The 13,946-nt window shown below is 44.8% G+C and carries 12 protein-coding genes and 1 pseudogene; 5 read left to right on the forward strand and 8 right to left on the reverse strand.

Going from position 1 to position 13,946, the window contains the following annotated elements; genetic code table 11:
* Positions 1-30: 30 nt before the first annotated feature.
* The 4 genes from ruvB (at position 31) to LC608_RS37285 (ending at position 3,454) form a co-directional block, all read left to right on the forward strand.
* The gene (gene ruvB, locus LC608_RS15030) at positions 31-1,131 is read left to right on the forward strand and encodes a Holliday junction branch migration DNA helicase RuvB (RefSeq protein ID WP_229554291.1); all 1,101 of its coding nucleotides are present in this window, start codon (positions 31-33) and stop codon (positions 1,129-1,131) included.
* 110 nt (positions 1,132-1,241) lie between these two features.
* Positions 1,242-2,045: a tetratricopeptide repeat protein gene (locus LC608_RS15035; RefSeq protein ID WP_229554292.1), complete on the forward strand. Its 804-nt coding sequence runs from the start codon at positions 1,242-1,244 to the stop codon at positions 2,043-2,045.
* A 116-nt stretch (positions 2,046-2,161) separates the two neighbouring features.
* Positions 2,162-2,605, forward strand: a complete 444-nt coding sequence (locus LC608_RS37280; protein WP_308189876.1) for a glycosyltransferase — start codon at positions 2,162-2,164, stop codon at positions 2,603-2,605.
* 63 nt (positions 2,606-2,668) lie between these two features.
* Entirely contained in the window at positions 2,669-3,454 is a 786-nt protein-coding gene (locus LC608_RS37285) for a nucleotide disphospho-sugar-binding domain-containing protein (protein WP_308189877.1), read from the forward strand.
* A 50-nt stretch (positions 3,455-3,504) separates the two neighbouring features.
* Here the strand turns inward: LC608_RS37285 and LC608_RS15045 are convergent, their stop codons facing one another.
* The 4 genes and pseudogenes from LC608_RS15045 to LC608_RS15060 all read right to left on the reverse strand — a co-directional run bounded on the left by LC608_RS15045 (position 3,505) and on the right by LC608_RS15060 (position 6,966).
* Positions 3,505-4,899, reverse strand: coding sequence for a cytochrome P450 (locus LC608_RS15045; RefSeq protein ID WP_229554293.1), 1,395 nt, complete (start codon positions 4,897-4,899; stop codon positions 3,505-3,507).
* A gap of 203 nt (positions 4,900-5,102) precedes the next feature.
* Positions 5,103-5,897, reverse strand: coding sequence for a TIGR01548 family HAD-type hydrolase (locus LC608_RS15050; protein WP_229554294.1), 795 nt, complete (start codon positions 5,895-5,897; stop codon positions 5,103-5,105).
* Positions 5,898-6,050: 153 nt separating this feature from the next.
* Positions 6,051-6,417: pseudogene (locus LC608_RS15055) on the reverse strand (DUF29 domain-containing protein).
* Between the two features lie 78 nt (positions 6,418-6,495).
* Positions 6,496-6,966, reverse strand: coding sequence for a DUF29 domain-containing protein (locus LC608_RS15060; RefSeq protein WP_229554295.1), 471 nt, complete (start codon positions 6,964-6,966; stop codon positions 6,496-6,498).
* A 138-nt stretch (positions 6,967-7,104) separates the two neighbouring features.
* Between LC608_RS15060 and LC608_RS15065 the strand changes: the two genes are divergently transcribed.
* Positions 7,105-7,404, forward strand: a complete 300-nt coding sequence (locus LC608_RS15065) for a 30S ribosomal protein PSRP-3 (RefSeq protein WP_069071048.1) — start codon at positions 7,105-7,107, stop codon at positions 7,402-7,404.
* 10 nt (positions 7,405-7,414) lie between these two features.
* On the opposite strand, the gene LC608_RS15070 is transcribed toward LC608_RS15065, so the two are convergent.
* The 4 genes from LC608_RS15070 to atpD form a co-directional block, all read right to left on the reverse strand.
* The gene (locus LC608_RS15070; RefSeq protein WP_229554342.1) at positions 7,415-9,334 is read right to left on the reverse strand and encodes a serine/threonine-protein kinase; all 1,920 of its coding nucleotides are present in this window, start codon (positions 9,332-9,334) and stop codon (positions 7,415-7,417) included.
* A gap of 103 nt (positions 9,335-9,437) precedes the next feature.
* The gene (locus LC608_RS15075; protein WP_229554296.1) at positions 9,438-11,549 is read right to left on the reverse strand and encodes an SPFH domain-containing protein; all 2,112 of its coding nucleotides are present in this window, start codon (positions 11,547-11,549) and stop codon (positions 9,438-9,440) included.
* A gap of 281 nt (positions 11,550-11,830) precedes the next feature.
* The gene (gene atpC / locus LC608_RS15080; RefSeq protein ID WP_109011899.1) at positions 11,831-12,244 is read right to left on the reverse strand and encodes an ATP synthase F1 subunit epsilon; all 414 of its coding nucleotides are present in this window, start codon (positions 12,242-12,244) and stop codon (positions 11,831-11,833) included.
* A 135-nt stretch (positions 12,245-12,379) separates the two neighbouring features.
* Positions 12,380-13,828 (reverse strand): F0F1 ATP synthase subunit beta, encoded by a 1,449-nt coding sequence (gene atpD, locus LC608_RS15085; RefSeq protein ID WP_229554297.1) that lies wholly within the window; start codon positions 13,826-13,828, stop codon positions 12,380-12,382.
* Positions 13,829-13,946: the final 118 nt, after the last annotated feature.

The following is a 13,946-nucleotide window of genomic DNA, read 5'->3' on the forward strand; positions in this document are numbered from 1 at the left end:
CCTAGTCCCTTAAAAGTAGATAGCTGAATTATGGCGATAATCTCCTCGAAAAAACAGCCTCCAGAACCAAACGGAGAACCAAAACAGCTTCGAGAGTCGGTGAAAGCACCATCCACAGAAAATATTTTGAAGCCTGAAGCTGCTATTGATGAACAAGAACAGCAGGAAGAGGGTATTCGACCACACCGATTTGCTGATTACATTGGGCAAAAAGATTTAAAGGATGTGCTAGATATTGCCATCAAAGCAGCCAAGTCTCGTGGTGAGGTGCTGGATCATTTGCTGCTGTATGGGCCGCCGGGATTGGGCAAAACCACAATGGCAATGATTTTAGCATCGGAAATGGGGGTAAATTACAAAATTACCAGTGCGCCAGCCCTAGAACGTCCACGGGATATTGTCGGGCTACTGGTGAACCTCAAGCCTGGAGATATTTTATTTGTGGATGAAATTCATCGCCTCTCGCGGATGACAGAGGAAATTCTCTATCCAGCGATGGAAGATTATCGCTTAGATATTACTATTGGTAAGGGTTCTAGCGCTCGGATTAGAAGTTTGCCGCTATCAAAGTTTACCTTAGTGGGTGCTACAACCCGTGTCGGTGCTTTAACTTCACCACTGCGCGATCGCTTTGGTTTAATTCAAAAACTCCGATTTTACGAAGTTGACGAACTGACTCAAATTGTACTGCGAACCGCTCAATTACTCAAAACCCCCATTACAGAAGATGGTGCCACAGAAATTGCCCGTCGTTCACGCGGAACACCACGGATTGCTAATAGGCTACTAAAACGGGTGCGTGATTATGCGGAAGTAAAAATATCTGGGGAGATTAATGAAAGTATCGCATCTGAAGCATTGCAACTATTCCAAGTAGATCCTTGCGGTCTAGATTGGACAGACCGCCAGATGCTGAGTGTAATAATTGAACAATTTAACGGCGGGCCAGTGGGGTTAGAAACAATGGCAGCAGCGACGGGTGAAGATACTCAAACAATTGAAGAGGTGTACGAACCTTACCTGATGCAGATTGGGTATTTAACTCGGACTCATCGCGGCAGGATGGCGACTAAGGCAGCATATAAGCATTTGGGATTCACGCCGCCTAATGAACAGTTGTCATTATTGTAATTATGGGGAATAGGGGATGAGTCTTTGATACTCGTGAATGAGCCTTTAAACTCCATTTCTCTGCCCCATGCTCAATGACAAATGACAAATGACAAATTAGGCAAACCTAGATGATTAAGTTGATTGGTATTTTTCTCAGTCTGTTACTTGTGTTTGGCTGGGGTACTCCAGTTATGGCACAATCTCAACCGCCTATTACTCAAGAACAGTTAAGACAAGGCGATGAGTGGGCAAATCAAGCCTTTGCAGCAACGAATCAAGGTGATTTTGCGACGGCTGAAACTTATTGGACAAAGATTATTGAACAATTTCCGACGAATGCCGGGGCGTGGAGTAACCGGGGAAATTCGCGGGTGAGTCAGAATAAATTACAAGAGGCGATCGAAGATTATAACAAAGCCATAGAACTAGCGCCGAATGTCACCGATCCTTATTTGAATCGGGGGGCGGCGTTGGAAGGGATGGGGAAATGGGACGATGCGATCGCAGATTATAATCATGTCTTAGAACTCGATCCTAATGATGTGATGGCGTATAACAATCGAGGAAATGCCAAAACAGGTTTAGGAAAATGGGAAGATGCGATCGCAGACTACAAAAAATCTAATGAGATAGCCCCGAATTTTGCCTTCGCCCGTGCTAACTACGCCCTTGCTCTTTATGAAACTGGTCAAAAAGAGCAAGCAATCCGTGAGATGCGAAATATCGCTCGTAAATACTCCAAATTTGCTGATGTGCGTGCCGCCCTCACAGCTGCATATTGGGTGAATGGGAAACAAGGTGAAGCCGAAAGTAACTGGGTAGCAGCTTATGGACTTGATAGCCGCTACAAAGATATCGACTGGGTAAAAAATATCCGGCGTTGGCCTCCCAGCCTAGTTACAGCTTTGGATAAGTTCTTAAAAATCCAGTAACATCTGTGAAACATCATACCCTTGTGGATTGTTTGATACTAAAATTATGTCCATAAATTTTGCACCAAATAGCGGATAATACTTGTATTTGCCTTGCATTTTTTAAAGGTTTCGCTATGACTCATTTTGGGATTCTTTGTCCTGCTGCGATCGGTCATCTCAACCCGATGTGTGCTTTGGGTAGAGAATTGCAACGGCGCGGTCATCGCGTCACCTTATTTCATATGCCCGATGTTCAAACTAAGGTACAGAAAGCTGGCTTAGAATTTTACACGATTGGAGAGGCTGAATTCCCGCTTGGAAGTCTGGAACCAATGTATAAACACTTGGGTGAGATGAGTGGATTACCAGCGTTGCGTTTTACGATCAGTTGGTTGGAAAAAGAAACAGTCATGCTTTTCCGTGAAGTACCAGAAGCACTCTCTAAGGTAGGTATAGAAGCCCTATTAGTAGACCAGGTAACGCCTGCCGGTGGAACTATTGCCGATTTTGTAAATATACCCTTTGTTACTGTATGTAATGCTCTGCTAACTAATAGAGAAGAGGCAGTTCCTCCCTAGTTTACACCTTGGCCCAACAACCAAGCTTGGTGGTCTCGCAAGCGAAACCAAGTGGGTAACTTTTTGCTTGACCGTTTATCACTAAAAATCTGGGATTTGGTAGTCAATCAACGTCGTCGATGGAATTTACCACCTTATGTCAAGCGTGAAGATGCTGCGGGGAAACTAGCTCAGATCTGTCAGCTACCTGCTGAATTTGACTTTCCACGAGAACGGTTAGCTAAGTTTTTTCATTACACTGGGCCTTTGCAAGATCCATCAGGGCTAGAACCCATCTCTTCGTCTACATCTTTCCCCTTTGAAAAGTTAAACGATCAACCATTGATTTTCGCTGCGTTGGGAACCTTACAAAATCGCAAACAAGAAATTTTTGAGACTATTGCTGAAGCTTGTATAGGTTTAGATATACAACTAGTAATTTCTTTAGGTCAACCAGAAAGAAAGGAATCAGTCCCTAATCTACCTGGTTCGCCTTTGGTAGTAGCTTACGCACCCCAACAGCAATTAATCTCAAGATCGATTCTAACTATTACCCATGCTGGAATGAATGCAGTGCTAGGTGCTTTAAGCAGCGGAGTCCCCCTGGTAGCTATTCCTATTACTAATGAACAGCCAGGAATCGCTGCTCGTATAGCTTACACCGGAGCCGGAGAATTTCTGCCACTGTCTGGTTTGAGTGTACACAGGTTGCGAAACACTATTAAGCGGGTAATAACAGAAAATTCTTACAAAAAGAATGCCTTGAGACTACAAGAGGCGATTCAGCGAGCCGGTGGAGTGAGTCGAGCGGCTGATATTATCGAACAGGTCCTGTCTAGCGGTAAACCTGTTTTATCTAATCGGCCCTAAAAGGCTATCTGCGATCGCTCCCACCCTATACCATCTCATTCTCTCACTCTTCACGCTGAACTTGAGCTAGTCTGAAAGATGGGCTGATTGTGCTGACGCTTCCCCTTCACCACCATCTGCACACCTCCTGCTGGGCTAAATAGAATGCCTTTACGTACTGGCTGCACTGATTTGCTATCAGCCAGTTCCATCTCCCAGTGATATAGTACTTTTGCCAACACTAGTTTCATCTCAAACAAGGCAAATGCCATACCTATACAGCGACGGTTCCCGCCACCAAAGGGTAAATATTCATAAGGAGAAAATTGCCGTTCTAGAAAACGCTCTGGCTTAAATTGCTTCGACTCAGGATATAAATCTTCTCGATGATGGGTCAAATAAATAGAGGGAATGAGCAAAGTACCAGGCTCAAAGTTGTATTCCCCAATTTGTAGCGGTGATTTGACCAATCGATTTAGTCCCGATACCGCTACTGGGTAAAGGCGTAGCGTTTCAGAACAGACAGCATTCAAATAAGGCAATCGTAAAATAGTGTTTGGATCTTGTTGTTCACCTAACTTATCTAATTCTTGCAGCAGTTTTTCCCGCACCTGTGGCTGATGATGAATCCAGTACAGCGCCCATGATAAGGAAGTTGCAGTAGTTTCGTGACCCGCTACTAATAGAGTCATCAACTCATCACGTAATTCCAAGTCTGTCATCGGCTCTCCCGCCTCATCACGAGCAGCCATCATCAAAGATAGAATATCAGTCCGAGATGGATCGGGTTGTGCTTTGCGTTCTCGAATCTGGGCGTAGATGAGTTCATCAATTTGCTGCCGTAAACGCAAGTATTTCCCCCAAGGACTCCACGCTCCTAAATCCTGCCGCAGTGATGGGAAAAGAAGCAGAACTGTTCTTAAGATAGGGATTTTGGGATTCAGAATTGTAATCAGGAATTCATGGAGTTTCTCGTAACGTGGCCCATCTTCTAGACCAAATACAGCTTTCAAAATTACTTGGAAAGAGATTGCTTGCATTGATGACAGAACTGCAAAGTTTTCTCCAACCTGCCACTGATTAGTTACTTGCTCAGTGATGTCGCAGATTAATTCACCATAGGCTAGCATTCGTTCCCCATGTAAGGGTGGTGTCAATAGCTTTCGTTGTCGCTGATGAGGCTTTCCTTCCAGCGCCAGTAGTGATTGGCGTCCTAATAAAGGCGCTTGAATCCCTGCTGACTCACCAGAGTCTAACTGTTTTGGATCTGTAGTAAAAATTTGCCCAATCGCCTGGGGATTGCTAATAAAAACTTGAGGAGCAACATTTTTTCCTAGCTGAAGGGTGAAGATATCACCATAACGTTTAGCACAGTCTTCGATGTATTCTAAGGGATTAGTAAGCCATTGATACATCTGTACCCAAGGGTGAGTTTGAGGGCCACTAGGCAGTTTAAGTGCAGACATTTTTATTAATCTCCCAATGATTAAAGCAAGATTGTTATCAGCCAGTCATTCATGCACCCCTAGTACCGCAAGGCGGAAGTCAAAAGTTAAAAGTCAAAAGTCAAACAGTTATACAGCGTAAGAGTTTCGTTGATTTGGAATGGGTGGTTTATTTATGCCGTGCTGTAGTAGCTTGATTAATCTTAGACTACAGATCAAGCAAATCAATTTACCAATTCTTTAATTTGTCTTGGAGTCAATTCCTGCACATTACGCAAAACTACTGCTGCTCCTGCTGCTATTAGTGTCTCACTATAGGCATCACTACACGCTGCTGTTTCCTGCACATGGGGCGGTAAAACCCCTACTCCAATCCAAGCACGAGCAGAATCTAGACTCCGCGCTTTCTCAACGGTATACATATCTGCTACCGTATCTCCCACATACACGATCGCTAATTTTTGCTCAATTCCATTATCTAGCTCACGAACTGTAGCAAAAAGTCCAGTGGGGTCAGGTTTCCCTGGTGCATCTTCCATCGCAATCAACACTGGAGATTCCAAACCCAGGCGTTTTTCTAAGACATAGTTAGCGGAAGCACGAGTCGCACCGCTAAAAAATCCCCAAGCAATGCCGGCTTGGGTAAGTTGCTCTAAATAGCTAGGTTGTAATAATAAGGGTTCATTACAGATATACCCAGTAAAATTATTTGGATCTGAGCCTCGGTAACGCGATTGAAAAAAAGCAACGATCGCACTGTAATTTAATTGCAGTTGTTCGCGCATCTGTCCTTGGGTTTCAAAGTAGCGATAAATTAATTCCTGCGATGCTTCCCAATCGTTATTCCACACGCCTTCAGACTTTAGTTGGTCAATATCCAGTGGGGTTGGACGATATGCTGTATTTGTAAAATATTCTACGGTATCTGCGATCGCCCGGCGATAGGAACCGCTAACATCGCGCACAACGCCATCAATATCGAAAACAACGATCACTTTTGCAGAAGTTGGTTGATTCATGGGGTAAGAAGCAAAAGAGTTTTACATCATCATAATGCGCTCATGGCTCAGGTAAAAAATCGGGGTCAAGGGCTTGCTCTGGCGTGAAGAGAGATTTTTCTGGGAAGATAGCGATGTCTACGACGGGCTACGCCTACCCTAATCCAGTTTCAATTACAGCCAGCCGTCTAGCGGTTGATAGCTTTTGTCAAAAACCTGATCAAAGTAAGGTTTCAAACTCGGACTTTCCTGAAGTGCTTTTTGGACTCGCCTGCGGTGTTCCATAATTGTGTACTGCCAACTTTTTGAGCGCCTTTCAGTTTGAATTTGGTATTTAAGCAGATGCATCAGCAACACTTCCAGATTGCTCTCCAATGCCCGCTTTTCACGTTTCAATTTCTTTAATCAGGTTGTCTAAGTCCAGTTCTGTGAAATTCTTTTGCTTGAGCAGTTCTGCCGTGGTTTGAATCCACTGGCAAAAATCTTGCTCGTACAAATCTGAACCAGATGTTGTTTGAGATTGGGGCAGTTGAGCAGTCACGTCGCTTCTCTACGAGACGCCAAGGGCGAACGCTCCGAATTCAAAATTAACAGCAAAATCTTCTAAATCAGGGTGTGATTATGACTCAGGTAAAAAATCAGGGTCGAGGGCTTGTTCTGGCGTGAAGGGAGATTCTTCGGGGAAGGTAGCCAAATGCAATTCAGTTTCATCGGCAGCTAAGAGTCTAGCATCGTCATAACACAGCCCAAAAACCTCATAAAAATATGGTTTGAGGCTAGGACTTTCTTCTAGAGCTTGTCTGAGGCGTTTGCGATGCTCCCTAATTGTTGCTCGCCAACTACCAGAGCGCTTCTCGGCTTGATACTTATACTTCAATAGATGCATTAGCACGACTTCCAAATTGCTTCTTAGTGCTTTCTTTTCACTCCTGCCCATTGTTTCAATTTCATCAATCAAATTCTCTAAATCCAGTTCTGTGAGCCGACCTTGCTTGAGCAGTTCTGCTGTGGTTTGAATCCACAGGTAAAAATCTTGCTCGTACAAATCTGAACCAGATGTTGTTTGAGATTGGGGCAGTTGAGCAGTCATAAGCATCTTTAGTTAGCGCCGACTAAACCTTATGGTAGACCATTCTCAATCACTGTTTGGTCATTTGATATGGTATTGCGTTAAAATAAGCGATCGCTATCCTAGTTCAGTAATGCCCGGAAATTCCCGGAGGTGTGATTGACCAAGTTTATTTTGAAAATTCTGTGGTTAGACGAGAACGTTGCTCTTGCAGTCGATCAAATTGTCGGCAAAGGCACAAGTCCCTTGACTAAGTACTTTTTTTGGCCCAGAAATGACGCCTGGGAAGAGTTAAAAAAGGAATTAGAGTCCAAACATTGGATTACTGACGTGGATCGTGTCGAGTTGCTTAATAAAGCGACAGAAGTGATTAACTACTGGCAAGAGGAAGGCAGAAACCGTCCAATGGCAGAAGCTCAATTGAAATTTCCAGAAGTTGCCTTCACAGGTAGCGCCTGATATTATCAAATTAGCTATTGTCCTGTTGTACAAGCTGCCACAGTTTGATAGTCTTGTCCCGGCTGCCGCTTGCAATTAATTGTGTAACTTTGCTCACAGCAACAGCAGATACTGAGTCTATATGACCAGAGAGAGTAACAATCTCTTCTGCTGTGCTTACCTTCCAAAGTTTAACTGTTTTGTCGCAACTTGCACTTAGCAGTGTTTCGCCATCGGCAGTAAAAGCCATAGCCACCACAGACCAAGAATGGCCTACAAGTGTGCAAATTAGCTGACCAGTGCTTACCTCCCACAATTTAATAGTGTTATCATCACTACCCGTCGCCAAAATTTGACCATCAGGACTAAAAGCGACTGTCAAAACCGCCCATGCATGACCCGAAAGGGTGCCTAACAAGCTATAGCATGGGCGGTTTTCAACAGGAGGCAAGGGGGCAGGGGGCAGGGGGAAAGGGGGAATGTCCTCCGCCCTTTGTGAGTGGTCTTTTAACTCAGCACTATTCATATCCCCTTGCTCCCGTTCGGCTACGCTCACGGCAAGCCGGCTCCCTGCTCCCCTGCCTCTTCCTAATGCAGGTATCTGCCACAGGCGAATTGTTCTGTCATAACTAGCGCTGGCTAAAAGTTGTCCTTGGGGACTAAATGCCACTGAATTTACCTTTAATTGGTGTCCAGCTATAGTGCAAATTTCTCTGCCAGTATTTACATCCCAGAGTTTAATTGTCTTATCCCAGCTACCACTAGCGAGAATCTGTCCATCTGGACTGAAAGCAACTGATTTTACAGCGTGTGCGTGTCCCAAGAGGGTGCAGATTTCCTTTAATGTCTCAACCTGCCACAATTTGATAGTTTTATCATTGCTAGCAGTTGCCAGAATTTTTCCGTCAGGACTGAAGGTAACTGATTTTACAGCTTGGGAATGTCCTAATAAGTTAGCTAGGACTTTTTTAGTATTTAAATCCCACAATTTGATGTTTTTGTCATCACTAGCGCTGGCTAAAGTATAACCATCAGGACTAATGGCAAGGGCATTTACACTACTGAATGTCCCAGAATGCCCAGTTAAGGTATATAAGCATCGCCAAGGAGGATTTGGTAGTTTAAAATTTTGAGTTTTACATTCCATACCCATTGCTTGCATAACTTCATCAGCCGATTGAAAGCGGCGGTTAATAGTCTTTTGCAGCAGCTTGTCAAGGATTTGCGCCAAGCGTAAACTCTTAGAGTCTTGTCGCCAGACATCGTTTACCTTAGTAGTAAGATATTGTTGCCAAACCCAGCAATCGTTAGCAATATCATATAAATCAAAGGGCGGAATGTGGGTAAGTAAGTAAATACAAGTTACACCCAAGCTATATAAATCACTAGCAAAAACGGCTTTTCCCTTCGCTTGTTCTGGTGCTGCGTATTCTGGACTGCCAAGACTGGTTTCAGATGTTAGCCGATCAATTGCTGTGACGATTTTCGCAGTGGTAAAATCGACTATGACAAAATCTCCCTTCTTGGTAATTGGGGATCTACGGATGATATTTTGGGGTTTAATATCGCGGTGGATGATGTTGCGATCGCTAATAAACTGAAAAACTGGCAACACATCTTCTAAAAGTTGCCAAATCTGAGTTTCATTAAAAGCACCTTCTTCTTCAACCACTTGAGCTAAATTAGTACCTGCAATAAACTCTTGCACTAAATAAAAATGCCCGTTCTGCTGAAAATAATTTAGTAATGTGGGAATTTGCGGATGCTTCCCTAATTCTTCTAGCTGTTGCGCCTTTTGCTGAAAAGTAATAGAGGTCTCGTATTCTTGCGATAATTCTTGAACGACGAAAGGAATTGGAGGAAACTGACCTTCATCTACAGCGAGGAAGGTTTTACAGAATCCCCCTTTAGCAATCTGCTTGATTAAACGATAACGTTCTTGTAAAAGCAAAATTTCTCTACCTACAAGGTGGGCATTTTGCCCACATAAGATATTGCCGTTTGTTTTTTGTAAGGGCACAACAATGTTATGCCCTTACCTCATGTTCCTGATGTTACTTATCTACAGGAAAATTCACAACTATCGGTGGATAACCGTTTTCTGGGGTTGGTTGTGCTTTAGTAACTACTGGTTGTGGATGCAAAGGTGTTGGTGTCAATTCACCCTTACCAGTTTGATTCCATAAAATCATGGATAGTAGCCCATCCACTAAGCCGTTATTGCTGCCGTTACTGCCAACTAAGACATCTGGTATCAAGCGGACATTGCGATCGCCTATAATCTGCATTAGTTGCATTGCTGTATAACCTTGTGAACCCAAAGCTTCTACACCAGCGCGGTAGGTTTCAGCTTTGGCGTTACCTGTGGCCCGAATACCTTCAGCCTCAGCAATTGCCCGGAGTTTCGTACCCTCGGCTTCACCATTCGCCTGCTTAATTTGGGCTTTGGCTTTTAGGTCAGCTATATGCACACTCTGCTCTGATTTCACCATTTCTTGCTGGATATTAGCCAGTGCTGTTTCCCGGACAAGCTGCTGCCGTTGGGTTTGCGCCATCTGCTGAACTTCATAAGTCTTGCGCTCTTCTTCGGCAATTTTCCGGTCTGTCTGTGTCTGCATTAATGATGCTGGTGGCTGAATATCACCAATGAGTGTGTCGATCGCTTGCACGTCATAAGCCCGCAATGCTGTTTTAATATACTCAGCAGCCTCAGATTGTCGTTCACTCCGAGCGGTGAGAAAGTCTAGTACAGTATAGTCTTGGGCTGAGTTGCGGAAATAATTACCGATAGTTGGTTCTAATACATGGTCTACCAGATTTTGCATTGCACCAACGCGAGAAATTACCTTTGGAGCATCTAAAGCACCTACATGGATAATTTGTGCTACTTCCAAATCAAAGGCAAACCCATCACGCGATCGCACTGTTAAAGAAGCCAGTTGAGCATCATAGCTGTGACGTTCGGTGCGATCTGACCAGTTTAAGACGATATTGGTCGTTGGTACTAGTTCAATCTTCATAATCCGAGAATTAATCGGGTGCTTACCAGGATATAGCGGTTCGACCCACACGCCCTTATGTCCAGGATTCACCAAGTTACCGTGGGTGAAAGCTGCACCACTGACATCTTGATGCGCCTTACCCACGAAAGAAATTACCACACCCACATATCCAATAGGAATTTCCGTCATGGGCACTTGCTCAACTTGGACAAACCAAGGGTTCAAGTTCCAAGAACCAGAAAGCAAGGTCTGTTCTTGTAAACCTCGCCGCCCACCGCCATTAATAAATTTCTGACCATTTTGAAAGTTGTCATGTCCGTCAACTATGGGGCCTGCAAGTTCACCCGCAGAGATTGGTAAACCATCTAAGGTAGTGACAATGCCAACTTTGTCAGATGCCAGACTGTACACCCGCAACTGTTCTGGAGTCATGCCATGAGTGCTGGCATTTGATGCCATGATCACTTTAAACAGGGCAGTGTTAATCCGGTACGTACCAGCCGTGAGAAAACCCATTTGCCGCCCTTTTTCCCCACCTTGGGTGAGGAATTTGCGAGCATCTTGGAAGTTGTCACAACTGACGATTTTACCCAAAATCCGCTCTGGTGGGTTGGATGCGCCATCTGCTGCCACAATCAAAGCGATTTCCCCTTGGGGAACGACAATTACCGATTCTTTCTTTACAGAATATTGCCAAGGCCCATAGCCCCAGTGCCAACCAGGAGCTAAAGTATCTGCCTGCAAGCCAGCTTCGCCGTTGAGGGCAATCAAACTGCCGGCGGGGAGTCCGCGCCCGGAAAGGGTAAATTTTCTAACTACAATACCTACTTCACGCTCACCAATTACTACAAGCCCACCAAAAAATAGGGGTACAAATATAACTAAACCCCCGACAAGGACGATGGGGATTAGTACAAAAAGATCAATTCCAGCAGCTTGATATTGAGTCCTACTAATTTGTAACTGGGAAATATCTGGTTTGGTCTGATTTAGCTGGACTGATGCAGTAGTTGTTTTTACAGGAGTCGCATTAGCAGAGTGAATACTTCCAGCGTTCGTTAAAGACGTTGACGCAGCCATCGCTAACGTTGCTACGATAGATGCTGCAAGACGAGCTACCTTATTTTGTTTACGAGTACCAAGTAAAGATGAAAAGCTTTTCATAATTTGTGCCCATCTGGGCAACTAACTAGCTAAGTTAACACTTCACCAAGACTTGCCTCAATTTCTTAAACTTGACGTAATTTTTTTAAAATTTAATAAATAAGGATTCAAAATACTCCATCTATTTACGGAGAAAGTTTTAGCACCCATACAGAATTAATACTGATTTCTGACCGGAGGCGGAGCGTCTCCGGCTCCGCTCCTGACTCCTGAGTTCTTCTTAATAAATATTTTGTAGGTTGGCTAATGTCCAACCTACAAAGTTGAAATAGAAAGTAAAATTAGACCAAACCGCCAGCCGCTTGAAACCGAGCGCGGGCGCGTTTGAAGGCTTGAGTTGCCTGGATTTGGGCTTGACGATCGTCTGCTGAGACTTGACTTAGACGCGCTTCTGCTTGGTTGTAAGCAGTACGGGCTTCATCAAGGTTAATTTTGTCACCACGTTCAGCGCCGTTAACCAGAATTGTCACTTCATTTTCTTCGACTTCGGCAAAGCCACCCAAAAGGGCGATCGCTTCCCAATTCTGATTTTTCGCGCCGCGAACTCGCATTACACCTGTATCTAGAGCGGTCAAAAGTGGTGCGTGTCCAGTTAGGATACCTAGTTGACCAGTAGTGCTAGGCAAAACTACTTCTTCAGCTGGAGCATCCCAGACTGTTTTGTCTGGGGAAATTACACGAACGGTTAATGTCATTTGTCTTTTGTCCTTCGTCCTTCGTCCTTTGTCCTACCCTGCGGGAAGCCGCTGGCGCGTCTATGTCTTTTGTAATTGCCATTAGTCATTAGCAGTTGAACTAATGACTAATGACTAATGACCAATGACTAATGACTAACCTTTGATTTTTTCAGCTTTAGCGATCGCTTCGTTAATATCGCCAACCAAGTAGAAAGCCTGTTCTGGCAGAGCATCCAACTCACCAGACAGAATTTTTTGGAAGCCTTTGATGGTATCTTCCAACTTCACATACTTACCAGGAGAACCGGTAAATACTTCTGCCACAAAGAACGGCTGAGACAAGAAGCGCTCAACTTTCCGCGCCCGGGCCACGATTAGACGGTCTTCTTCAGACAATTCATCTAGACCGAGAATGGCGATAATGTCTTGAAGTTCTTTATAACGTTGCAGAGTTGATTGCACGGCACGGGCAGTATTGTAGTGTTCCTCACCTACAATATTTGGTTGAAGCATGGTGGAAGTTGAACCAAGGGGGTCAACTGCGGGATAAATTCCCTTAGATGCCAAACCGCGAGACAGTACTGTAGTTCCGTCCAAGTGGGCGAAGGTGGTTGCAGGTGCGGGGTCGGTGAGGTCATCCGCAGGTACGTACACTGCCTGAATGGAGGTAATAGAACCCTCTGTAGTCGAGGTAATCCGCTCTTGCAGTTCACCTACGTCGGTTCCCAATGTGGGCTGATATCCTACCGCAGAAGGCATCCGACCCAGTAGTGCGGATACTTCCGAACCTGCTTGCACAAACCGGAAGATGTTGTCAATAAACAGCAGCACATCCTGCTTGTTCACATCCCGGAAGTACTCTGCTACTGTTAATCCCGAAAGACCAACCCGCATTCTCGCTCCGGGTGGTTCGTTCATTTGACCGTAGACGAGAGCAATTTTTGATTCGTTGAGGTTCTCGTTATTGATAACCCCAGACTCAATCATTTCGTTGTAGAGGTCATTGCCTTCACGGGTGCGCTCACCCACGCCAGCAAATACGGATACTCCACCATGCTGGGTAGCAATGTTGTTGATCAATTCCATCATGATCACGGTTTTACCAACACCAGCACCACCGAACAGACCAATCTTACCGCCGCGTCGATAGGGAGTCAGAAGGTCAACAACTTTAATCCCAGTCTCAAACACCGAAGGTTTGGTTTCCAGGTCGGTGAATTTGGGAGCAGAGCGGTGAATGGGTAAACTTGCCTCAGCATTTACTGGGCCCCTGTTGTCCACAGGTTCGCCAAGGACGTTGAAAATCCGGCCCAAAGTGGCTTTACCAACTGGCACGGTAATGGGAGCGCCTGTATCGGTGACTTCAAAACCGCGCACTAAGCCTTCGGTGGAACTCATCGCAACAGTCCGCACCTGGTTGTCGCCCAGCAGTTGCTGTACTTCAACGGTGATGTTGATTTCCTGTCCAGCTTCGTTGGTGCCAACGATTTTCAAAGCGTTGTAGATTTGTGGCAATTTCCCGCCGGGAAATTTAACGTCTACAACTGGGCCAATGATTTGGGTAATGTAGCCAATGTTTGTTTTTTCTGCGGTTGTGACCATGCTGCGCCTAATGATTGAAGCTATATTTCAGATACGGTCGGAGAAGACATAAATTTAAGCAATGTCACCTTTCACATTAGCACTGAACGCCCCCACCTTCGCCTTAAATTGATCCTTA

This window comes from Nostoc sp. XA010, from assembly GCF_020829625.1.
Taxonomy (GTDB): domain Bacteria; phylum Cyanobacteriota; class Cyanobacteriia; order Cyanobacteriales; family Nostocaceae; genus Nostoc.